General features: G+C 29.3%; 16 protein-coding genes, 2 tRNA genes and 2 rRNA genes. 10 read left to right on the top strand and 10 right to left on the bottom strand.

Going from position 1 to position 23,611, the window contains the following annotated elements:
* Window positions 1–14 precede the first annotated feature (14 nt).
* Window positions 15–398: a RidA family protein gene (locus AELL_RS12480; protein WP_118918259.1), complete on the top strand. Its 384-nt coding sequence runs from the start codon at window positions 15–17 to the stop codon at window positions 396–398.
* Window positions 399–477: 79 nt separating this feature from the next.
* Window positions 478–2,517, top strand: coding sequence for a sensor domain-containing protein (locus AELL_RS12475; RefSeq protein WP_118918258.1), 2,040 nt, complete (start codon window positions 478–480; stop codon window positions 2,515–2,517).
* 20 nt (window positions 2,518–2,537) lie between these two features.
* Here the strand turns inward: AELL_RS12475 and AELL_RS12470 are convergent, their stop codons facing one another.
* From AELL_RS12470 to AELL_RS12445, 6 genes are all read right to left on the bottom strand, one after another.
* Window positions 2,538–2,972: a copper resistance protein CopD gene (locus AELL_RS12470; protein WP_118918257.1), complete on the bottom strand. Its 435-nt coding sequence runs from the start codon at window positions 2,970–2,972 to the stop codon at window positions 2,538–2,540.
* Between the two features lie 69 nt (window positions 2,973–3,041).
* Window positions 3,042–5,147, bottom strand: a complete 2,106-nt coding sequence (locus AELL_RS12465; RefSeq protein ID WP_118918256.1) for a helix-hairpin-helix domain-containing protein — start codon at window positions 5,145–5,147, stop codon at window positions 3,042–3,044.
* A gap of 22 nt (window positions 5,148–5,169) precedes the next feature.
* A complete protein-coding gene (locus tag AELL_RS12460) occupies window positions 5,170–5,880 on the bottom strand; it encodes a 2OG-Fe(II) oxygenase (RefSeq protein ID WP_118918255.1) in 711 nt (236 codons plus the stop codon).
* A gap of 24 nt (window positions 5,881–5,904) precedes the next feature.
* Window positions 5,905–6,309 (bottom strand): ester cyclase, encoded by a 405-nt coding sequence (locus AELL_RS12455; RefSeq protein ID WP_118918254.1) that lies wholly within the window; start codon window positions 6,307–6,309, stop codon window positions 5,905–5,907.
* A complete protein-coding gene (locus tag AELL_RS12450) occupies window positions 6,293–6,523 on the bottom strand; it encodes a hypothetical protein (RefSeq protein WP_118918253.1) in 231 nt (76 codons plus the stop codon). Before AELL_RS12450 ends, AELL_RS12455 begins: the two co-directional genes overlap by 17 nt.
* Before the next feature lie 42 nt (window positions 6,524–6,565).
* Window positions 6,566–7,651, bottom strand: coding sequence for a peptidase M42 (locus AELL_RS12445; RefSeq protein ID WP_118918252.1), 1,086 nt, complete (start codon window positions 7,649–7,651; stop codon window positions 6,566–6,568).
* Window positions 7,652–8,060: 409 nt separating this feature from the next.
* Between AELL_RS12445 and AELL_RS12440 the strand changes: the two genes are divergently transcribed.
* Window positions 8,061–9,647 carry a nitrite/sulfite reductase gene (locus tag AELL_RS12440; RefSeq protein WP_118918251.1) on the top strand — a complete coding sequence of 529 codons (1,587 nt, stop codon included), beginning with the start codon at window positions 8,061–8,063 and terminating at the stop codon, window positions 9,645–9,647.
* Between the two features lie 11 nt (window positions 9,648–9,658).
* Here AELL_RS12440 and AELL_RS12435 read toward each other — a convergent pair whose 3' ends face one another.
* From AELL_RS12435 to AELL_RS12420, 4 genes are read right to left on the bottom strand one after another with little or no spacing between them, the layout of a single operon-like run.
* The gene (locus tag AELL_RS12435) at window positions 9,659–11,941 is read right to left on the bottom strand and encodes a transporter substrate-binding domain-containing diguanylate cyclase (RefSeq protein ID WP_118918250.1); all 2,283 of its coding nucleotides are present in this window, start codon (window positions 11,939–11,941) and stop codon (window positions 9,659–9,661) included.
* Window positions 11,942–11,988: 47 nt separating this feature from the next.
* The gene (locus AELL_RS12430) at window positions 11,989–12,921 is read right to left on the bottom strand and encodes an ABC transporter ATP-binding protein (protein ID WP_118918249.1); all 933 of its coding nucleotides are present in this window, start codon (window positions 12,919–12,921) and stop codon (window positions 11,989–11,991) included.
* Window positions 12,918–14,486: an ABC transporter permease gene (locus AELL_RS12425; protein ID WP_118918248.1), complete on the bottom strand. Its 1,569-nt coding sequence runs from the start codon at window positions 14,484–14,486 to the stop codon at window positions 12,918–12,920. Before AELL_RS12425 ends, AELL_RS12430 begins: the two co-directional genes overlap by 4 nt.
* Entirely contained in the window at window positions 14,477–15,484 is a 1,008-nt protein-coding gene (locus AELL_RS12420; RefSeq protein WP_118918247.1) for a Fe(3+) ABC transporter substrate-binding protein, read from the bottom strand. The genes AELL_RS12425 and AELL_RS12420 overlap by 10 nt, the downstream gene beginning before the upstream one ends.
* A 175-nt stretch (window positions 15,485–15,659) precedes the next feature.
* Here AELL_RS12420 and AELL_RS12415 point away from each other — a divergent pair, with 175 nt between their 5' ends.
* The 7 genes from AELL_RS12415 (at window position 15,660) to AELL_RS12385 (ending at window position 23,482) form a co-directional block, all read left to right on the top strand.
* Window positions 15,660–16,229 (top strand): anthranilate synthase component II, encoded by a 570-nt coding sequence (locus tag AELL_RS12415; RefSeq protein WP_118918246.1) that lies wholly within the window; start codon window positions 15,660–15,662, stop codon window positions 16,227–16,229.
* Window positions 16,230–16,234: 5 nt separating this feature from the next.
* Window positions 16,235–17,431 carry a hypothetical protein gene (locus tag AELL_RS12410; protein ID WP_118918245.1) on the top strand — a complete coding sequence of 399 codons (1,197 nt, stop codon included), beginning with the start codon at window positions 16,235–16,237 and terminating at the stop codon, window positions 17,429–17,431.
* A complete protein-coding gene (locus tag AELL_RS12405; RefSeq protein WP_118918244.1) occupies window positions 17,428–18,042 on the top strand; it encodes a pilus assembly FimT family protein in 615 nt (204 codons plus the stop codon). The genes AELL_RS12410 and AELL_RS12405 overlap by 4 nt, the downstream gene beginning before the upstream one ends.
* A gap of 425 nt (window positions 18,043–18,467) precedes the next feature.
* Window positions 18,468–19,985 (top strand): 16S ribosomal RNA (locus tag AELL_RS12400).
* An 81-nt stretch (window positions 19,986–20,066) separates the two neighbouring features.
* Window positions 20,067–20,143 (top strand) — tRNA-Ile (locus tag AELL_RS12395).
* A gap of 31 nt (window positions 20,144–20,174) precedes the next feature.
* A tRNA-Ala gene (locus tag AELL_RS12390) sits at window positions 20,175–20,250 on the top strand.
* A gap of 319 nt (window positions 20,251–20,569) precedes the next feature.
* Window positions 20,570–23,482, top strand: a 23S ribosomal RNA gene (locus AELL_RS12385).
* The 16S and 23S rRNA genes sit together here with 2 tRNA genes alongside, the layout of an rRNA operon.
* The last annotated feature ends 129 nt before the right edge of the window (window positions 23,483–23,611 follow it).

Raw genomic sequence — 23,611 nt, 5'->3', positions numbered from 1 at the left:
ATTAAGGATATAAAATGAAAACTATAATTTCAACACCAAATGCACCAAGTGCAATAGGCCCATACAATCAAGCAACAGCATTTGATAAACTAATTTTTACATCTGGTCAAATTGCTTTAAATCCACAAACTATGGAAATAGTAGAAGGTGGAGTTCAAGAACAAACTAAACAAGTTATGGAAAATCTAAAAGCTGTTTTAGAAGAAGCAGGAAGTTCTTTTGAAAATGTTTTAAAAACGACTTGTTATTTATCAGATATGGATAACTTCGTAGCTTTTAATGAAATCTATGGACAATATTTCAAAGGTGAAACTGCACCTGCAAGAAGTACTGTTGCTGTTAAAACTTTACCAAAAAATGTTTTAGTTGAAGTAGATACAATCGCTTTTAAAAACTAGGGAATATCTCTAGTTTTTTTGTATAATGTTAGAATAAATAATTAAATAATATAATTAAAAAATTATATGTAGGATTCTAATGGAAAAAAATAATTCTTATTTTGAAGCTGTTTTTGACACTATTTCTGAACCTATTTTTCTAATGGAGGGACAAACATTTATTGATGGTAATTCCTCAGCTCTTAGTCTATTTGATATAAATTCTAAAGATGAACTTCTTTTATTACATCCTTCACGATTATCTCCAAAATATCAACCTGATGGTGAATTATCCCTTGTAAAAGCAAATAAAATGATTGAGCTTTGTTATAAAAATGGTGAACATACTTTTGAATGGTTAGCCAAAACATTTAACAATAAGATTTTTCTTTTAGAGGTTAATTTAAAAAAGATAATTATTGATGGTAAAGAAATTATTATAAATAAGTTAAAAAGTTTTGATGAAAAAAAGAATTTAGTTATTGAACAAAAAGAAAATAGTCTGAAACAAATAAATGAGAGATTATTAATAAATAACGAAAATAATGAAAATTTATTTGAATCAATACTTTTGTTAGAAGAGTATAAAAGAGCATTAGATGCAAGTTCTGTTGTTTCTAAAACAGATTTATATGGAATTATTACTTATGTAAATGATAAATTTTGTGAGGTATCAGGTTATGAAAGAGAAGAATTAATTGGACAAAATCATAATATTATTAGACATCCTGATATTCAAAAAGAGTTTTTCAAACAATTATGGGAAACAATAAGAAATAAAAAAATATTTAAAGGAATAATAAAAAATAGAAAAAAAAATGGACAAGGATATTATGTTGATTCAACAATTATTCCTATTCTTGATAAAAATAATGAAATTCTTGAATATATAGCAATTAGAAATGATGTTACATCTTTATTTGAAAAAGATGAACTAATTTATGAACAATTTACTGATGAATTAACCTCTTTACCAAATAGACAAAAACTTTTAAAAGATTTAAAAACTTGCATTAATCCAAAACTTGCAATTATAAATATCGATAGATTTAAAGATATAAATAGTTCTTATGGTATGGAAGTTGGGGATAGAATATTAAAAGAGTTTGCTAAAAAATTACTAATATTTAAAAGTATAAATCTAAATATTTATAGAATTTCAGGTGATATATTTGCTTTTATGGCATTTGGAAATTTTAAAATTGAAGAGTTATACAAAACTTGTTCAAATCTTAATATTTTATGTGATAGAGAAGGTTTTGTTATTGATGATAATAGTTTTGATATCTCTTTTACAATTGGAATGGCTGATTGTGATGAAAAATTATTAACTCATGCAGAAATTGCACTTTATTGGGCAAAAAAGATTAATATTGATATAGGAATTTTTGATGAAGAGATGCCTATATATAAAGAATTAAAAGGAAATATAGAGTTAACAAAAGATATAAAACAAGCTTTAAAAGATGACAATATTTTGATGTATGCTCAAAAAATTATTGATAATAAATCAAGTGATGTAAAATATGAAATATTAATGAGAATGAAATTATCTGATAAAAGAGTTCTTTCGCCATTTGTATTTTTAGAACATGCAAAAAGAGCAAGACTTTATCCTTTGATGACAAAAAAAATTATAGAAAAAGCTTGTGAATATTTTGAAGATAAAGAGATGATTTTTTCTATAAATTTGATGATAGAAGATATAAAAAATGAAAAAACAGTAGATTTTTTATTTACAAAATTAATAGAAACAAATCTTGCAAATAGAGTTATTTTAGAAATAGTTGAATCAGAAGGAATTGAAAAATTTGAAGAAGTTGGAGATTTTATAAAAAAAGCAAAAGCCCTTGGTTGTAAAGTTGCGATTGATGATTTTGGAACGGGATATTCAAATTTTGAATATATAATAAAACTAAATGTAGATTTTATAAAAATTGATGGTTCGTTGATTAAAAATATTCATATAGATGACAATGTTAGATTAACAGTTTCAACAATAGTAAATTTTGCAAAAGTTCTTGGTATTCAAACTGTTGCTGAGTATGTACATTGTCAAGAAGTTCAAGATGTAGTTGAATCATTAGGAATAGATTTCTCACAAGGATATCTATTCCATGAACCTGAACATCTGCTTTGATTATTGAGTCTTTTTAGTTTCTAAATTACAAACATTAATTTTGCAAGAATTACAATAATAATTGAAAGAATTAAAGCATAAGTATGAAAATGTTTCATAAAAGAGATAGGTTCAATTTTTGTTAATTTACAAAATATAGTATATATAACTCCCAATACAATCAATAAAACTAAAAATACTTTTATTAATAATAGTATTTGAGAAGGAGTGTTGAAAAAACCAACTTCACTATTTATATATTTTGTGAACATATATCCACCACTTGTGATTAATATTATCACTATTAAAGGGTATATTTTTATTCCTCGACTAATAATTGCATTCATCATCTTGTCATAAGTTTCTTCACCATATTTCTTTTTAACAGCAGGAAATATAAATATATCTGCAAAAATAAAACCTATAAAAATTATTGCACACAATAAGTGAATAATTTGAACTAATATATATTCCATAATCAAATATCCTTTTTTTATTGAGAATTATAATCAATAAAAAAAGTCTATACCTTGATAATAATCAATTTATTTTAAACTCAACCCAACTCTTTGTTTCTCTAAATCTACATTTATTACTTTTAGGTTTTCAAGATTTTGATTTATACTTAAAACATCACTTGGATGAGAGATTCTTTTTTCACTAATTTGTGAGATATGAAGTAGGGCATCATTTTTTAGTCCAATATCCACAAAAGCACCAAAATCTGTGATATTTCTTACTATTCCACTTAAAATATAACCTTCTTTTAAATCATTTATATCCAAAATATCATTTGCAAATTTTATTTGATTAAACTCTGTTCTTACGTCATACCCTGGTTTTAAAAGTTCAGTTACGATATCTTTTAGTTTTAGTAAACTTGTATTTAATTCAAGTGCTGTTTTTTCAAAATCTTTTATCTCTTCTACTTTATAGTTTTTTTGAATTTTGGCTGTTAATTCATAATCTTCTGGGTGAATTGCAGTGTTATCTAAGATTGATTTTCCATCTTTGATTCTTAAAAATCCAACACATTGTTCATATGCTTTTTCTCCAATACCTTTTACTTTAAGCAGTTCACTTTTAGTATTAAATTTTTTGATTTTATTTCTATGTTCAACTATATTTTTTGCTAATTTTTCAGTAATTCCAGATATAAAAGACAAAAGTTTATATGAAGCAGAGTTCAAATCAACTCCAACTTTATTTACTAAGTCAATTGTTATATTTTCAAGTTTTAAAGCTAACTCTTTTTGGTTTACATCATGTTGATATTGACCAATTCCTAAAGATTTTGGATCAATTTTTACTAAAGCTGCCATTGGGTCACGAAGTCTTGAAGCTATAGAAATTGCACCTCTTATTGTAACATCAAGATTTGGATACTCTTCATTTGCTATTTTTGAAGCAGAATAAACACTAGCTCCTATTTCACTTACAATTGCGTAGTTTATTTTTAAATCATTTTGTTTGATTAGTTCATTTATAAAATTTGCAGTTTCTCTTGAAGCTGTTCCATTTCCTATTGCAATAGTTGTGATTTTATATTTTTTGATTAAATCTAAAATAGTTTTTGATGAATTTGTTATATCTTCTTTTGGTTTTGTTGGATATATAACGGCACTATCCAAATAGAGTCCATTTTCATTAATAACTGCCAATTTACAACCAGTTTTATATCCTGGGTCCATTCCTAAAATCACTTGATTAACTAGTGGAGCAGTAAGAAGCAGTTCTTTTAGATTTTTTCCAAAAAGTTCTATGGCTTCACTACTTGCTTTTTCTTTTAGAGTTGTTATTGTTTCTCTTTTTAAACTTGGAAGTAATAGTCTTTTTAAACCATCTTTGTAAGCGTCAAAAACTAACTCTTTTGAAGAGGCTGCATTTGCTGGAATTTTATATTTTTTAATATTTTCTAAAATATGATTTTCATCAATTTCAACTTTAATAGAGAGTTGTTTTTCATTTACACCTCTTAAAATTCCTAAGACTCTATGAGATTTTATATATTTTATTTTTTCATTACTATCTACAAATGAAGCATAAAGACCATTTTTATCAAGCTCTTTTGTCCCTTTTACTTCAAGTGTTCCCCAGTTTGCTATTAGATTTCTAATCACCTCTTTTGATTTAAAATCATCTGCATATCTTTGTGCGATGATATCTTTTGCACCATTTATTGCTTCATCAATATTTGAAACATTTTCATTTAAAAATTGTTTTGCTTTTTGATTTATCTCTTCAAGTGAGTATTTCATACTTTGAATTATATTTGCCAAAGGTTCTAAGCCATTTTCAATAGCAGCTGTTGTTCTTGAAGATTTTTTCTCTTTAAATGGAGCATAAATATCTTCACAAGCTTGAAGTGTTGTTGCACTTTCAAGATTTTTTAAAACTTTCTCATCTAAAAAATTTTTCTCTTTTAAAAGATTTATAATCTCTTCTTTTCGTACAAGAAGTTTTTTAGAGTATTCATAAACTTCTTCAAAGATACGAAGTTGTTCATCTGTTGCACCATCTGTAAAATCTTTTCTATATCTTGCGATAAATGGGATAGTACAACCTTCGTCTAAAAGTTTTATGATATTTGAAATTACATTATTTGATAGATTTGTTTTTTCTTTTATTAATTCTATTAAATTTTTGTTCAAGTATTACTTCCTTATTCTTTTTTCAATTGATTATTGCATTATGCCATTGAACTAAACTTATTCTTCTTCCTGAAATTACTTTTAATACTTCATGGGTAAAATATGGATTACTTAAAAATATTAACATACTTCCAGCTTTTGGTTTTATCTTTATTTCATTACCATTGATATCACATAAAAAATTAAACAAAAGTTCTCCACCTTCAAATGTTTCCTCACTTGCAATGTCATTATTTGATGTTGTAAATAATACGGTAGATATTTTTCTTTGTTTGGCTATTGGTAAAAAACCTATTAATTCATTATCTTTATAAATCATACTAGAATCATCACTATGTATGGAATAAAAAGATTCTTTTAAGTATTCAAGTACTTGGACATTTGTCGATGTTGTTAAGGCTAATTTGAAATAATCTTCAATTTTTGCTTGATAAGATAAAAATCTATTAGAATAGATTTCTAAATATTTTTCATTTAAAGAGTAGATATTTGTTTTTCTGATTTCTTCATTTGTTTTTGAAGTTATAAGAACATCTTTTATTTTTATTTGTGCTTTTTGATAATCATCATCTTCTTTTACTTTTTTATTAATTTCATTGCACTCATTTGAGTCTAAAAAATTTTCTATTATTAAATATGGATAGTCATAATAAGGATTAGGTAATAATTTAGTTTCGATGTCAAATGAAATTAAAAAATCAGCACAGTAAATATTGTTACTAATTTGTGTCAAATAGTTCCTTTCATAAACATTCGTTTATGAAAGTTGTTTAATAAGATTTTTTAAATCGCCAAGAACCCAAACATCTACAATTTTTCCATCTCTAAATTTAAAAAAAGATGCACCACTATAGGCAATTTTGTTGTTACTTGGTTCAAATTCAAATAATTTACCAGTATGTCTACCATTATACAATGCTTTAACTGCTATTGTATCGCCTTCGCAAACCATAGTTACAATACTATGGAATAAATTTGGAATACCAGTTAAAATTGTATCCATATAGGTTTTGAACTGTTCTTTCCCTTTTACATCTATATCCAAAGAACCATGGAAAGTAATATTATCATCAAATAAAATATCTATATAATCTTTATTTTGTTTATTCCATAATTCATCATAGTATAGTTTTACTAACTCTTTATTAGTCAATTTCTTCATAATTTCCCTTGTGACTTGGACTATAGTCGTCATCAAAATCATAGTTATCATATTCATCATAATCTACTGTGAATATTTTAGGATAACCTAACTTTACTAATTCTTTATCTATATTCTCTTCAGTCAATCTATTTTTTACTCTATTCATGATTAATTCAATATGCTCTTCGCTTACATCGTTTGCTCTTAATTCGTAAATAATAGCTAAATCCATAATTTCAAATTCCTCTAAATTAATATATTTTTAGTATTTTAATTAAGCATTTTTATCAATATATAAACTGCTTAATATATGTAAAATCGTTTTTACCGATTTAATTGATGCTGTTTCTTCAACTGTATGATAACCTGTTGTTGGTATTTGTAAAGTTGTACCTTGAATTGTTCCTTTAGATTCCATTACTATTCTTCCAAGTTCTGTACTTCCTAAAGTCAATAGTGGTAAACCTTTTTCTTTTCTAATTTTATTTTTTTCTTGAATAAAACTATCTTTGCAAGAAAAATTTATACCATTTTTGTGACAAAAGTTTTTAAGCTGTTTTAAAACAGGAGATTTAAACTTTGCATTTGCATCTCTATTTCTTAAAACTACTTGTTGAACATCTGCTTCCATTCTTGTATCATAAGGACTCGTATCCAAAACCAATAACTCATTAGTTGTTACATTATTTTTTCTAAACCATTCATATACATATCTCCAAGATTTACCAGCTTCTTCTTGAGCAGTAAAAAAAGCTGTTCCTTGAAAACCATTTTGATATAAATAGATTATAATTGCTGCACTAATTACATTGTCAAGTTGTGCTGATATTAAATCATCATCTCTTTTTAACTTATCACTAAATGCAATTGGAGTTCCAGGTTGTAAATGTGATAATCCTTCTATTTTAAAAATAAGATTATTTACTTCTTCACACATGTAGGCATCATTTATTCTACCAATTCCTAAATAACTTCCACTCCATGGCTCATAAGCTTGTACTTGTTGATTTATATATCTTTTTGCAATTAATTGATAAGTTTGTTCTGATAGGGAGTTTCCTCTTAAATCTGAACGATTTTTAGCAAGAAATGCTGCAAATTGAAACTCATTTGGTCCGGTACAAATTACACCATGTCTATCAATATGTGCACTTAACATTCCTTTGGTAGGATTTTTACCTTGTGCAACTAATAGACCATCATAATATTGTGTTTCTATACCAATTTCTTCTAACTCTCTTTTTAAATATAATAAAAAAGAGTGTTCAGCACCAGTTACTGATGGAACCCTTATTAATTGTTTTAATAAGTCAAGAAAAGGAATAAAATTTTTTGGCTCATTTGTAAATGAAGCACCCAATTTATTCTCCTGAAAAATTTAGATAGAATAAGATTTATAGGAAGATTTATGAACCATCTAAGATTATCTTCTTATTCTATATTGCAATTATAAACCATAAAAAAAAGAAATTTTCTGAAATAAAACTTAAAGAAAAAATTATTCCAAAAGATATCGATTTTACGGCCATTTAAGCATAAAAATAAATTTATTTAAGAAATCTTATCAGCAAGAATTATTTAAAAAATCGGTGAAAATTTGATAATTTTTATTATTAAATATTTATAAAAGAGTGAAAAAATAGAGATAAAATAAAGTATAGTTATTTAATCAAGATTAATTTAATTTATTTTTTATAAATCTAGGATATAATTTCTAAAATAAAATGATTTTGAGATATTATATAGTTTTAAAATTTTAGGAGAAAATTATGGCAAAAGAGTTATCTGCATTAGAGCAATTAAAAGCTTCAAGAAATCCTTTAAGAGTTATAGAAGACATTTATAAAGAAGCAAATGAAGGCATTTCTTTAAAAGATGAATATATTGGTTTATTAAAATGGTATGGAATGTATCCTCATGTAAATAGTGATGGAAGAGAAGATAAAAAATACTTTATGAAAAGAATAAAATTAGTTGATACTAAAATGAATTTAGCTCAACTAAAAGTTATGGCAAAAATTGGTCTTGAATATGCTCAAGGATTAGTTGATTTTACAACAAGACAGAATGTTCAATTTCACTATATCCAAATTAAAGATATGCCAGCAATTTTTGATTTATTACAAAGTGTAGGTTTAACTTCAAGAATGGCTTCAGGAGATGGACCAAGACCAATTATGACTTGTCCAGTTAGTGGAGTTGATGAGGGTGAAATTTATGATGTGAGAGAACTTGTAAAACAAGTAGATACTTATTTTGATAAAAATGATGATAGATTTTGTAATTTCCCAAGAAAATATAAAATAGGTATTAGTGGATGTAAATGCCATTGTGCAGCTCATGAAATCCAAGATGTTGCTTTTACAGCGTTTAAAGCTGATAATAGCGAAGTATTATTTGATTTAACAATTGGTGGTGGTTTATCAAAATCAAAACAAATAGCTACAAGAGCTTCAAGATATGTAAAACCTGAGCAAGTTTTAGATGTGGCAGTTGCTTGTGCTGAAATTTTTAGAGATAATGGAAATAGAGATAATAGAAATAAAGCAAGGGTTAGACACTTATTAAATGATTGGGGAATTGAAAAATTCGTTGATGAAATTGAAAAGGTAATTGGTTATAAATTACAAGAAGGTTTAGTTGAACCAAAAATTGCTTCATTTGAAAATAGAAATCATTTTGGAATTAATAAATCAAAACAAAAGGGATACTCTTATGTTGGATTTGCAACAAATTCAGGAAGAGTTCCTGGAACTGACTTTGCAAAAATGGCAGAAATTTGTGAAAAATATAATGCAGAAGGTTTAGCTTTAACTGCAACTCAAAATTTTGTTGTTTATGGTGTAAAAGATGAGGTAGTTCAAGCTTTAGCAGATGAGTTTGTTGCTTTAGGATATCCATATCAACCAACTCCTTTTAGAGCGAGATTACAATCTTGTACAGGAAAAGAATTCTGTAAATTTGGAATTACAGAAACAAAAGAGTTTGCAAAAAAAGTTGTTGTTGAAATTGAAAATAGATTCCCAGAATTTACAGAAGATGTGACTATTTCATTTTCAGGATGTGGAAATGGATGTTCTCAACCACAAATTTCTGATATTGGATTTGTTGGTGGAATGATAAGACATGAAGGTGAAAGAGTTGAAGGTTATGAAGTTTTACTTGGTGGAAATTTAGAAGGGACAAGTAAAAGTAGACTTTCAAGAAAAATTGGAGTAAAAGTTCCAGCTACAGGGGTAGTTGATTATATTGAAAAACTAATTAATGATTATAAAGCTGATAATTTAGGTCAAAAAAGATTTAAAGATTATTTAGCTGTAATTGAGCCAGTTGGAGCTGTAGAAGATTCTGAATAATAAAACATAAGCTAAGTTTTTTTACTTAGCTCTTGTTTATATAATGCTTTAGTTGTGTACATTGATTTATCTGCTTTTTTAAGTAAAGAATCAAGGGTATCACCTTTTTCATATTCACTTATACCAAAACTACAACTTATTTTTAATTCACTGTTTACATCAAAAGTCAAATCATTTATATTTTTTTCTAATGTTAAAATCATAGCTTTTGCTTGATTTTCATTTGTTTGAGGAAGTACAATTAAAAATTCATCTCCTCCCCATCTTCCAAAACTATCGCTTTCTCTTATATTGTTATTTATAGTTTGGGTAACTTTTGTTAATACTTCATCTCCAATATGATGTCCAAGTTTATCATTTATAATTTTGAAATCATTTAGGTCAAAAAATATGATAGAAAAATGAGTACCATATCTTTTGCTTCTTATTAACTCTTTTTCACAAATCTCTTCAATTTTTCTTCTATTGAAAATATTTGTTAAACTATCTTTATTGGCAAGTTTTAATAATTCGGCTTCAACTTCTTTTCTTCTATGAATCTCTTTTTTTAATTTTATATTAAAAATTACAAAGATAAGTAATAACAAAATTAGAGGTAAAATGTATTTTAAAAATTGAATATAATTGATTCTATCATGGTACAAAATTTGTTGATAGTTATTTAATATTATTTTTTCTTCATCTTTTGTAATTCTATTTATAGCACTATTTATTAAATCTACAAATTTATAATCTTTCTTTTCACTTTGTAAATACATATTTAAAGAATAATCAATAGTTGAATTGATTTTTATATTAGATAAATGATTTTTATTTATATAATGAGTTAATGAGTAAATATTATCAATAAAGCCATAAGCCTCATTATTTTTTAATTTATAAAAGCCATTTTCTACAGAATTTACTTCTATAAAGTGAATATTTGGGAAATCTTTTTCTAATAGATTTTTTATATTTAGTTTATCTAAAACAGCAATCTTTTTATTTGATAATATTGATAAATCATTTATAAAATTTTTATCATTTTTTGTAGCAATAGCAAGATTAATTTGAGAAATTGGTTTACTTAAAATATAATTGTTATTTTTATCATTTCCTTCATAACTATATATAAATTTAGCCTTTACTGTATTTGAAAATATATTAAACATTTTATTATCTATTGTTTCTTCAATATTAAATGGTTTGTTTAATTTTTCTGAAATTAGATTCCAAAAATCAATTTCTATGCCTTTAAATTGATTTGTTAGTTTAAAAGAGAAAGGAATTTTATTATCTTCAACTAAAAGAGTAAAATGATTATTTTCTAAATAATTTAATTTCTCTTTATTAAAAATAACTTCTGTTTTGTTTAAAATAATTGAATTTGTATCAAATATATTATTGTTTTTATTCAATCCTAAAAAATTATAAAATCTTTTTATTTCATCAATTTTTTCTGGATTTATTTCTCCTAAATTTCCATTATCAAATTTAGATAATTTTTTTAAAACATTTCCTTCGTAAATTAAAGCTTCAAGAGTTTTATTTTGAGTGTTATATTTTTCATAAATTAATTTTGCAGTCTCTTCAATATTTTTAAAAGCATAACTCCAACCTTTTAAAGAAGCTTCATTAAAATTTTGTACTCTAGTTGGATTTGTTAATAGCTCATTTAAAGAGGTAAATAAAATACCTTCGTAAAAATTAAAATTATAATCATTTGGATTTATTATATTGTATGGTATTTTTTTGCTCTCTAATATGTATGGCTCGTTAGATAAATAAGATGCCATAACTTCGGTTTTCCCTGATATTAAATCTTCGATTTTAAAAGTGTGCTCTTGAATTATTAAATCATCTTGACTTACTCCTTGTGAAGTAATCAAAGTTTTTAAAGCAGCAGCTTCTTTTGCATCATTTGTAATCATAATCTTGCGATTTTTTAAATCTTTAGGAGTTTTTATATTTGATTTTTCTAGGCTTATTAGAACTAAAGGAGAGTTTTGAAATACACTTGATAATAAAATAATATCATTTCCATCATATTTATCAATAATTAAAGAGGCTTTTCCAATACCATAACTATTAGGTTTTTTTATTACTTCATTTGTAATATTACTGTTTTGATTAAACTCAATAATATCTACATCTAAGCCATAATTACTATAAAAACCTTTCTCTTTTGCAATATAATAACCTGCAAATTGGAATTGATTTAACCAATCAAGATATAGAGTGATTTTCTTATTTTCAGTAGAAAATAGACTTGAAATTAACAATAATAAAATAATAAGTAATTTTTTAATAATCATAGAATGGATTCTACAATATAAAAAATAAATTTATTATTTTATGTCAATTAAAATTTTAAAATATCACCATTTAATTTATATTTTATTTTTTGACCAATTTGAAGATGGTCATCAAAACTGTGTACAAATAACTCTTTTTCTTTTGAAGAGATTTTTATTTCATAAAAACTTCCATAAAAAATAATATCTTTTATTGTAGCTTCAAATTCACCATTTTCACAAATTTCAATATGTTCAGGTCTTATATATGAATTTTTTGAAATCTCAGTCATTTTTCCTAAAAAGTTTGCACAATATAAATCATTTGGATGATGATAAATCTCTTTTGCAGTTCCAATTTGTAAAATATTTCCTTCATGCATAATTGCAATTCTATCTGAAAGATAAAAAGCATCTTCTTTATCATGTGTTATAAATAGTGCTGTAATATTAAAAGCTTTAATCATCTCTTTTAATTCAATTCTTAAATGAGTTCTTAATTCTGTATCAACATTACTTAAAGGTTCATCTAAAAGTAGAATTTTAGGTTTATTTATAATTGCACGAGCAAGTGCAACACGTTGCTGTTGTCCACCACTTAATTCATGAGGAAATTTATTTTCTTGTCCTTTTAGTTTTGTTTTTTCTAAAACTTCTTCTAAAATCTCTTTTGAAGCATCACTTCCAAAGGTAATATTTGAAGCAATTGTAAGGTGTGGTAAAAGTGCATAGTTTTGAAATACAACTGCAACTTCTCTTTGTTTTGGTTCAAGATTTGTATTTTTTGAAAAAACTAATTTATTATCAATAAATATTTCTCCATCATCAGGAGTTTCAAGTCCAGCAATCATTCTTAAAAAAGTTGTTTTACCACTTCCGCTTTTTCCTAAGATGGTAAAAATTTCACCTTCATTAATTGATAAATCAATTTTATTTGCAACACAAATATTTCCTTTACAGAAAATTTTATGTAAATTTTTTGTTTGAACTATTTCATTCATATTTTTCTTCTCACAAATTTAGAGTTTAAAAGTAATACAGCAATAGCTGTTGTTAGTACAAGTACAAGAGATGGAAAACCAACTTTATAAAGCATTTCATTACTTGCAAGTTCATATATTCTAATAGCCAAAGTATCAAAATTAAAAGGTCTTAAAATAAGTGTAGCTGGTAACTCTTTTGCTATATCAATATAAAGTATTAAAAATCCACTTATAATATAAGGTTTCATTAATGGCAAATAAACGTTGATTATATTATAAAATTCACTTTTCCCAAAAATTTTACTAGCATCATCAATAGTTGTATCAATTTTACTAAAACCATTTTCTATAGAACCAATACTTGAAGCAAAATATCTTGTTGCATATGCAAATATAAGCATAAAAAATGTTCCGCCAAGAAGTACGTAACCAAGTGTATTGTCTATTGAACTACTAATAACTAATAATCCAACACCAACAACAGCTCCTGGAATTGAGTAGCCTAAAATTGATAGTTTATGTGTAAAATTTCCAATTTTTGAAGGATAAAATCTAAGCATATAAATTACAAAAAATGATAAAAATATAATTATTATTGAAGAAATTATATTTAGAGTTAAAGTATTGTATAAATAACTAAATAGACTAAAATCTAAATTTTCAATATCAAGAATAAACCAATAGATTAAAACTAAAGTTGGAATAAATAATGAAATTGTTGAAATAAAAAAAGAGATAAAAAATGCAATAAAATTGTATTTACCTTTTAATTTGATTTTTTCAGATTTTTTTCCACTAAAAGTTGAACTAATAAATCTATATTTTTTTCTAATTAAACTTTCTGTCCATAAAATACCAAAAACAAAAACTAATAAGATTATTGCAACATTAATTGATTGCATAAAATCTCCATATCCAAACCAACTTTTAAATATTCCAACACTAAATGTATCAATACCAAAATATAAAACAGTTCCATAATCACTCAGTGTTTCCATAATTGCAAGTATACTTCCTGCAAAAATAGCAGGATATGCTAAAGGTAAATAGACTGTAAAAAAGGCTTTTATTGGATTGATTTTATGTAAAGATATAAGTTCACTAACAGTTGATGAAATTGAAGAGAAAGATACTCTTGCTAATATATAAACATAAGGAAACATTGCAATACCAAAAATAAATATTACTCCTGGCATATTCAAAATATCAACTCTTGCTTGAGTACTTCCAACAATTTCTGATAATATTCCCCTATATTCAAAAAAACCTACATAAGTGTAACCTAAAATATATGCTGGAAATGCAAGTGGAAGGACGAATAAAATAGAAAAAAGTTTATCTCCAAAATATTCAAATCTAGCACTTAAATAAGAGCTTGTTGTTCCTAATAAAACAACAAGAAAAAAAGTTCCTAAAACTAAAATAGTAGTATTATTAATGTATTGAGTTAAAACTTTACTAAATAAGAAATCAAAGTTAAAACTTCCTTCTAGTACGAAATAAACTAATAATGCTAATATAGGTAATGATATACATAGCCCAATAATTGGTGCTATGTAATATTTAAGTCTTTTTATTTCCAATCTGCCTCTGTCGCTATTTCTACAGCTTTTCTAGTATATTTTCCAACTTCGTTTAATGATATAGTATCTTCTTTAAATTTTCCCCATGAACTAACTGTTTCTGAAGATTTTGCATTTGGATTTGCTGGAAACTCTTGATTTGCTTCTGCAAAAATTTCTTGAGCTTTTACTGAACTTAAGAATTCTAATAATTTAATAGCATTCTCTTTATTTGATGCAAAATTAGTAACTCCACCACCAGAAATATTCATATGAGTTCCAGTTGTATTTTGTGCTGGGAAAAAGATTTTTAAACTTTTTGCAATTTCTGAATCTTTTTTATCTTCACTATTCAACATAACTCCAAGATAATAAGTATTTACAATAGCAATATCAGCATCACCAGCAGCAACTGCTCTAATTTGGTCTCTATCTCCACCTTTTGGGCTATATGGTAAATTAGAAACTAAACCTTTTGCAAAAGCTAAAGCTTTTTCTTCCCCATTGTTTGCAACAATTGATGCTAATAAAGATTTATTATATGCACTTGTTGAAGATCTAGTTATAACTTTGTTTTTAAATTTAGGATCTGCAAGACTTAAATAATCACTTAAATCAGCTGGATTAACAGTTTTTGGATTATAAACAAAAACTCTTGCTCTTTTTGTTAATGCAAACCAATTATTATCTGGGTCTCTTAAATTAGATGGAATATTTTCTTCTAAAGTTTTTGATTTTATAGGTTGTAATAATTTTCTAACCTTTGCATCATATAGATTTCCAATATCAGCAGTTATTAATACATCAGCAGGTGTATTAGCCCCTTCAATTGCTAATTTTGAAACAAGCTCTTCAGCTTTTGCTGTAACAACATTTACTTTGATACCTGTTTTTTCTTCAAACTCTTTAAATAAGATTTTATCAGAGTCATAATGTCTTTGTGAATAAACATTTACCTCATTTGCAGCAAACAAAGAACTTGCTAAAACCACTACACTAAGTGCTATCTTTTTAATCATATTAAATCCTCTTTTGTATATTAATAATTATTATTGAAATGATAATCTTTTAAAACTTCAAGTTTTCTTAATACTAAGAATGATTATCATAAAATAGAAAAAATTTGATTTTAAGATAAACAAATCATATTATAGTTATAATAAGCTAAATTAGAAAATTAGGAATAGATAAAATATGATTTTAATGATTGATAATTATGATTCATTTACTTACAATATAGTTCAATATTGTTTAGAATTAGGTGCAGATTTAAAAATTATTAGAAATGATGAATTAAGCATTGAAGAAATAGAAGCTTTAAATCCTGAAAAAATTATAATCTCTCCAGGTCCAGCAACACCAAATGATGCAGGTGTTTGTTTGGATGTTATAAAATATTTTGCTGGTAAAAAACCAATTTTTGGAATTTGTTTAGGTCATCAAGCAATAGGACAAGTTTTTGGAGCGAATGTTGTGCGAGCAAAAAATATGATGCATGGAAAAACTTCATTAATAAAAGTAGATAAAGATACAAAAATTTTTGATGGACTTCCAAAAGAGTTTACACAAACTAGATATCACTCTTTAATTGTTTCAAAAGAGAATCTTCCAGAAGATATAATTGTGACTTCTCATAGTGAAGATGATAATGAAATTATGTCTTTAGAAATAAAAGATAAACAAATTTATGGTGTCCAATTTCACCCTGAATCAATTATGAGTGAACATGGATATAAAATAATTGACAATTTCTTAAAATTATAAATATTATGACAGCTACTGGTAAATATAGCTACTATTTTTACACTCTTTTATTTATATTAGTAGGTGTTTTAATATTAAAAGCAGATTTATCTCTTAGTATTTCATATAAAGAAGCTTTAAATGTATTTGTAAATAATTCAATTCTAACAATTATTACAAATACATCAATCTATTTTTTTGGTCAAAATGATATTGCACTAAGATTACCTTTTATACTTTTTTATTTTTTTAGTGTAATTTTAATGTACAAAATTACTGAAAACTATTTTAAATATGAAAAAGATAGGTTTATTGGTATATTGATTTTTATGATGTTACCTGGAGTTCTTAGTGCTTCATTATTAGTTAATAGTGCAATCATAGTAACATTTTGTACATTATTATATGTATATCATTATAATAAATACAAAACTCACTCTTATATACTATTAATTATATTTTTTATAATTGATAATTCATTTGCAATTTTATATTTAGCGCTGTTTTTCTTTTCATTAAAAGAAAAGGATAAAAAACTTTTATATTTTTCATTAATACTATTTGTTCTTTCTATGTATATTTATGGTTTTTCTACTGATGGAAAACCAAAAGGATTTTTGGTAGATACTGTTGCAATTTATGCAACTATATTTTCACCTATTCTTTTTTTATATTTTATATATACAATGTATAGAGCAGGAATCCAAAAAGAGAGAAGTTTAGCTTGGTATATTTCAATAACAGCTTTATTGTTATCTGTAATTATCTCTTTTAGACAAAGGGTTTATATTGAAGATTTCGCACCTTTTGTAGTAATATCAATTCCTTTGATGTTAAAAACTTTTTTACACTCTTATAGGGTAAGATTAAAAGAGTTTAGAAAAATATATAATATATTGGCAATTTTAATCATAGGAATGTTATCTTTAAATGTAATATTCACATTTGTAAATAAACCATTATATATCTTATTACCAAATCAAACAAAACATTTCGTTTATCAATATCATTTTATAAAAGAGTTGTCAAAAGAGTTAAAAAGTAGAAATATAGATAATTTAACTGGAGATAATGAATTACTTTTAAGACTAAAATTTTATGGAATAAACCAAGGTGAAGATTACTACATATCAATGAAGGATTTTTATAATTATGACGAAAAGATAACTATAAAATATTATGAAAGAGAACTTTTTGTAGTTTATATAAAAAAATTAAAATGAAAAGATCATTTTCCCTTTTAGAAATTATTATAGTAATAACTCTAGTAGGTTTTTTATACACAATTTTTATTCCAAAAACTAACCCAAACAAACTTGACGAGATTACAAATAGAATTTCATTATATTTATCATATGTAAGATTTAAAGCAATGATAGATGATAAATATGATGAAAATGATACTTTATGGCATAAAAAAAGATGGACAATAAAATTTTTTAGATGCCGAAATAAAGAAGATGGAATCTACTTTACAATATATAGTGATAAAAATAAAACTGGACATCCAAGTATAGAAGATACTTTAAAAGATCCATTAACAAAAAAATATATATATAGTTCAAATTATTGTCAAGAAAATGAAAAAAATAGTGAATATGTATTATTAACAAAAAAATTTAACATAGAAGATATAAGTATAGATTGTAACAGTACGACATCTTTAGGACAACTCTCTTTTGGTAGTGATGGACGAATTTACTCAAAATTATCAAATTTTGAAAATGAATTTTATGAATATGAAATAGAAAAAGAGTGTAAAATAAGTATAAAATCAAAGAATGGTAAAGAAAAAGAGATAAAAATCTATCCAAATAGTGGATTTATTGAATAAAAAGATAATAAAAGAAGATATATTTAGGAGAATTTATGTCTTTTTACTAATTAAATATTGTAATTTTAAAGAAAATTAAAAAAAATAGAAAAAAGATACAAAAAGCTCTTGACAAGTAAATAAAAATCTATTATAATTCCCGTCCAATTTGACTGGAACGCTTCAAACGAAAAGCTTGAAGAGAAACGATTCAATCGAGTCTGGAATGATCTTTAAAAATGAATGAAAGTTTGTAAAGTAATCTTTATAAACCGAATATAGAACTCTTATAAAAAATCTATGTTTATTTAGATTAAAAATAAGAATAAATGTTAAAAAATATAAAAACAAGAAAATTTGGTAAAACAAATACTTGTCTATAAAATTTGAGTGATAATTTTGTAATTGAAGAGTTATAAAATTTGTCAGTTTCAAAAACTCTATAATTTATGGAGAGTTTGATCCTGGCTCAGAGTGAACGCTGGCGGCGTGCTTAACACATGCAAGTCGAACGAGAACGGATTATAGCTTGCTATAATTGTCAGCTAAGTGGCGCACGGGTGAGTAATGTATAGATAACCTGCCCTTAAGAAAGGAATAACAGTTGGAAACGACTGCTAATGCCCTATATGCCTTTAATACATAAGTATGCAAGGGAAACGCTTTAGTGCTTAAGGATGGGTCTGTATGGTATCAGCTTGTTGGTGAGGTAATGGCTCACCAAGGCTATGACGCCTAACTGGTTTGAGAGGATGATCAGTCACACTGGAACTGAGACACGGTCCAGACTCCTACGGGAGGCAGCAGTGGGGAATATTGCACAATGGACGAAAGTCTGATGCAGCAACGCCGCGTGGAGGATGACACATTTCGGTGCGTAAACTCCTTTTATATAGGAAGATAATGACGGTACTATATGAATAAGCACCGGCTAACTCCGTGCCAGCAGCCGCGGTAATACGGAGGGTGCAAGCGTTACTCGGAATCACTGGGCGTAAAGAGCGTGTAGGCGGGTATATAAGTCAGAAGTGAAATCCAATAGCTCAACTATTGAACTGCTTTTGAAACTGTATACCTAGAATGTGGGAGAGGTAGATGGAATTTCTGGTGTAGGGGTAAAATCCGTAGAGATCAGAAGGAATACCGATTGCGAAGGCGATCTACTGGAACATTATTGACGCTGAGACGCGAAAGCGTGGGGAGCAAACAGGATTAGATACCCTGGTAGTCCACGCCCTAAACGATGTACACTAGTTGTTGTGAGGCTCGACCTTGCAGTAATGCAGTTAACACATTAAGTGTACCGCCTGGGGAGTACGGTCGCAAGATTAAAACTCAAAGGAATAGACGGGGACCCGCACAAGCGGTGGAGCATGTGGTTTAATTCGACGATACACGAAGAACCTTACCTGGACTTGACATAGTAAGAACTTTCTAGAGATAGATTGGTGTCTGCTTGCAGAAACTTATATACAGGTGCTGCACGGCTGTCGTCAGCTCGTGTCGTGAGATGTTGGGTTAAGTCCCGCAACGAGCGCAACCCTCGTCCTTAGTTGCTAACAGTTCGGCTGAGAACTCTAAGGAGACTGCCTACGCAAGTAGGAGGAAGGTGAGGACGACGTCAAGTCATCATGGCCCTTACGTCCAGGGCTACACACGTGCTACAATGGGGTATACAAAGAGCAGCAATACGGTGACGTGGAGCAAATCTCAAAAATATCTCCCAGTTCGGATTGTAGTCTGCAACTCGACTACATGAAGTTGGAATCGCTAGTAATCGTAGATCAGCTATGCTACGGTGAATACGTTCCCGGGTCTTGTACTCACCGCCCGTCACACCATGGGAGTTGAACTCATTCGAAGCGGGGATGCTAAAGTAGCTACCTTCCACAGTGGATTCAGCGACTGGGGTGAAGTCGTAACAAGGTAACCGTAGGAGAACCTGCGGTTGGATCACCTCCTTTCAGAGAGAGAAGTAAGATTCGTTTCTTACTTCCAGAGATTTTATATTCGGTTTATAAAGATTATTTAAATAGGTAGTAAAGGGGCCTATAGCTCAGCTGGCTAGAGCGCTCGACTGATAATCGTGAGGTCTCAGGTTCAAGTCCTGATAGGCCCACCATTAAATAATCTAGTAAAGATTAATTTAGGTTGGGGAATTAGCTCAGCTGGGAGAGCGCCTGCTTTGCACGCAGGAGGTCAGCGGTTCGATCCCGCTATTCTCCACCACCTATAACTAATAAGTTCATCAGATTTAAGAAGTTAAATATAAGTTCAATAAGAGATTGAATTTATATTTGATTTTCAAAATCAAAACGATATTTAAAAATATAATGTTAAAGTCTTTAATTTTTTCGTAAGAATTAAATAATAGATATAAAAAGAGATTTTTATATAGATTAAATAATTTAAAACAAAAAAAATTTCATATCTAAGAAATTAGATAGAACACAACATTATTTTATTGGATATATTTTAAATAATATGTTTAATAAGATAGTAGCCAAAGAATATTATCAAAAATGCGATAGAGTTTAACTCTATTTATTAATAAGCTATTAAGGGCTAATGGTGGATGCCTAGACTGTAAGAGGCGATGAAAGACGTATTAGGCTGCGATAAGCCTCGGGGAGCTGCCAAAGAGCTTTGATCCGGGGATTTCTGAATGGGGCAACCCAGCATATAGAGATATATGTTACCCTACGGGGAGCTAACCTGGTGAAGTGAAACATCTCAGTAGCCAGAGGAAGAGAAATCAAACGAGATTCCGTCAGTAGCGGCGAGCGAAAGCGGATTAGGACAAACCCAATGCTTGCATTGGGGGTTGTAGGACCATAACGTGAGACTAAAGAGGATAGATGAAATACTTGGAAAAGTGTAGCATAGAAGGTGAAACTCCTGTAATTTAAATTCTCAATAGCTCTAATGGTATCCTGAGTAGGTCGGAACACGTGATATTTTGACTGAAACCGGGGGGACCACCCTCCAATCCTAAATACTACTTACAGATCGATAGTGAACAAGTACCGTGAGGGAAAGGTGAAAAGTACTCCAGCGAGGAGAGTGAAATAGAACCTGAAACCATTAGCTTACAATCATTCAGAGCCCTATGATTTATCAGGGTGATGGACTGCCTTTTGCATAATGAGCCTGCGAGTTGTGGTATCTGGCAAGGTTAAGTCAAGTACGAAGCCGTAGCGAAAGCGAGTCTTAATAGGGCGATTTAGTCAGATGCTGCAGACCCGAAACGAAGTGATCTATCCATGAGCAGGTTGAAGCTGGTGTAAGAGCCAGTGGAGGACCGAACCGATAGGCGTTGAAAAGTCTCCGGATGACTTGTGGATAGGGGTGAAAGGCCAATCAAACTTCGTGATAGCTGGTTCTCTCCGAAATATATTTAGGTATAGCCTTGTGTTGTAGCATATGGGGGTAGAGCACTGAATGGGCTAGGGCTGCTTACCGCGGTACCAAACCCTATCAAACTATGAATACCATATGTGGAATCACAGGAGTCAGGCGGTGGGTGATAAAATCAATCGTCGAGAGGGGAACAACCCAGACTAACAGCTAAGGTCCCTAAGTTACATCTAAGTGGAAAACGATGTGGAGTTACTGTGACAACCAGGAGGTTGGCTTAGAAGCAGCCATCCTTTAAAGAAAGCGTAACAGCTCACTGGTCTAGTGATTCTGCGCGGAAAATATAACGGGGCTAAGATGTACACCGAAGCTTTAGATTCAATTTTAATTGAGTGGTAGGAGAGCGTTCTATTCAGCGTAGAAGATGTACCGGTAAGGAGCGTTGGAGCGGATAGAAGTGAGCATGCAGGCATGAGTAGCGATAATTGAGGTGAGAATCCTCAACGCCGAAAACCCAAGGTTTCCTACGCGATGCTCGTCATCGTAGGGTTAGTCGGGTCCTAAGTCGAGTCCGAAAGGGGTAGACGATGGCAAATTGATTAATATTTCAATACCAACATATAAGCGCGATGTGGGGACGCATAGAGTTAATCGAGGTCACTGATGGAATAGTGGCTCGAAGGACGTAGGCTGTTACTTAGGCAAATCCGGGTAACGTTAGGCCGAGATCTTACAGGCTCTTGACACTCTTCGGAGGAGATGGAGAATCGATGATACTGTCGTGCCAAGAAAAGCCACTAAGTATATTATATGTTGCCCGTACCGTAAACCGACACAGGTGGGTGGGATGAGTATTCTAAGGCGCGTGGAAGAACCCTGGTTAAGGAACTCTGCAAACTAGCACCGTATCTTCGGTATAAGGTGTGCCTACTTTTGTATATGAACTTGCTTCAAAAAGCGAAAGAGGTTGCAACAAAGAGTCCCTCCCGACTGTTTACCAAAAACACAGCACTTTGCTAACACGTAAGTGGATGTATAAGGTGTGACGCCTGCCCGGTGCTCGAAGGTTAACTGATGATGTCAGCGCAAGCGAAGCATTTGATTGAAGCCCGAGTAAACGGCGGCCGTAACTATAACGGTCCTAAGGTAGCGAAATTCCTTGTCGGTTAAATACCGACCTGCATGAATGGCGTAACGAGATGGGAGCTGTCTCAACCAGGGATCCAGTGAAATTGTAGTGGAGGTGAAAATTCCTCCTACCCGCGGAAAGACGGAAAGACCCCGTGCACCTTTACTACAGCTTGACACTGTAGCTTGGATATTCATGTGCAGGATAGGTGGGAGGCTATGATGACTAGACGCAAGTAGAGTCGGAGCCATCCTTGAGATACCACCCTTGAATATTTGAGTTACTAACTGCGTACAATTATCTTGTATCAGGACAATGTCTGGTGGGTAGTTTGACTGGGGCGGTCGCCTCCTAAAAAGTAACGGAGGCTTACAAAGGTTAGTTCATGGCGGATGGAAATCGCCAGTTGAGTATAATGGCATAAACTAGCTTGACTGTGAGACATACAAGTCGAACAGAGACGAAAGTCGGTCATAGTGATCCGGTGGTTCTGTGTGGAAGGGCCATCGCTCAAAGGATAAAAGGTACGCCGGGGATAACAGGCTGATCTCCCCCAAGAGCTCACATCGACGGGGAGGTTTGGCACCTCGATGTCGGCTCATCGCATCCTGGGGCTGAAGTAGGTCCCAAGGGTATGGCTGTTCGCCATTTAAAGCGGTACGCGAGCTGGGTTCAGAACGTCGTGAGACAGTTCGGTCCCTATCTTCCGTGGGCGTAGGAAAGTTGAAGAGATTTGTCCCTAGTACGAGAGGACCGGGATGAACGTACCACTGGTGTACCAATTGTTCTGCCAAGAGCATCGTTGGGTAGCTACGTACGGATGTGATAAGAGCTGAAAGCATCTAAGCTCGAAGCCAACTCTAAGATTAACTTTCCCTGAAGTTCCCAGCAAGACTAGCTGGTTGATAGGCTGGATGTGTAAGCGTTGTAAGGCGTTTAGCTGACCAGTACTAATAGAACGTTTGGCTTATTTACAAATTCTTTGGTTTACTATCTTATTAAATGTATATCTTATATATTTGATAGACAAAAATTGTGAAAGACTTTAACATTATTTTTTCTTAACTCCTTACGAGTTGAGTATTAAGTTTATTTTTTTTAGAT

The sequence above is a fragment of the Arcobacter ellisii genome, from assembly GCF_003544915.1.
Taxonomy (GTDB): Bacteria; Campylobacterota; Campylobacteria; order Campylobacterales; family Arcobacteraceae; genus Aliarcobacter; species Aliarcobacter ellisii.
Note: the sequence above shows the minus strand (reverse complement) of the source record. Positions and strands in the feature narration are given on the sequence as shown.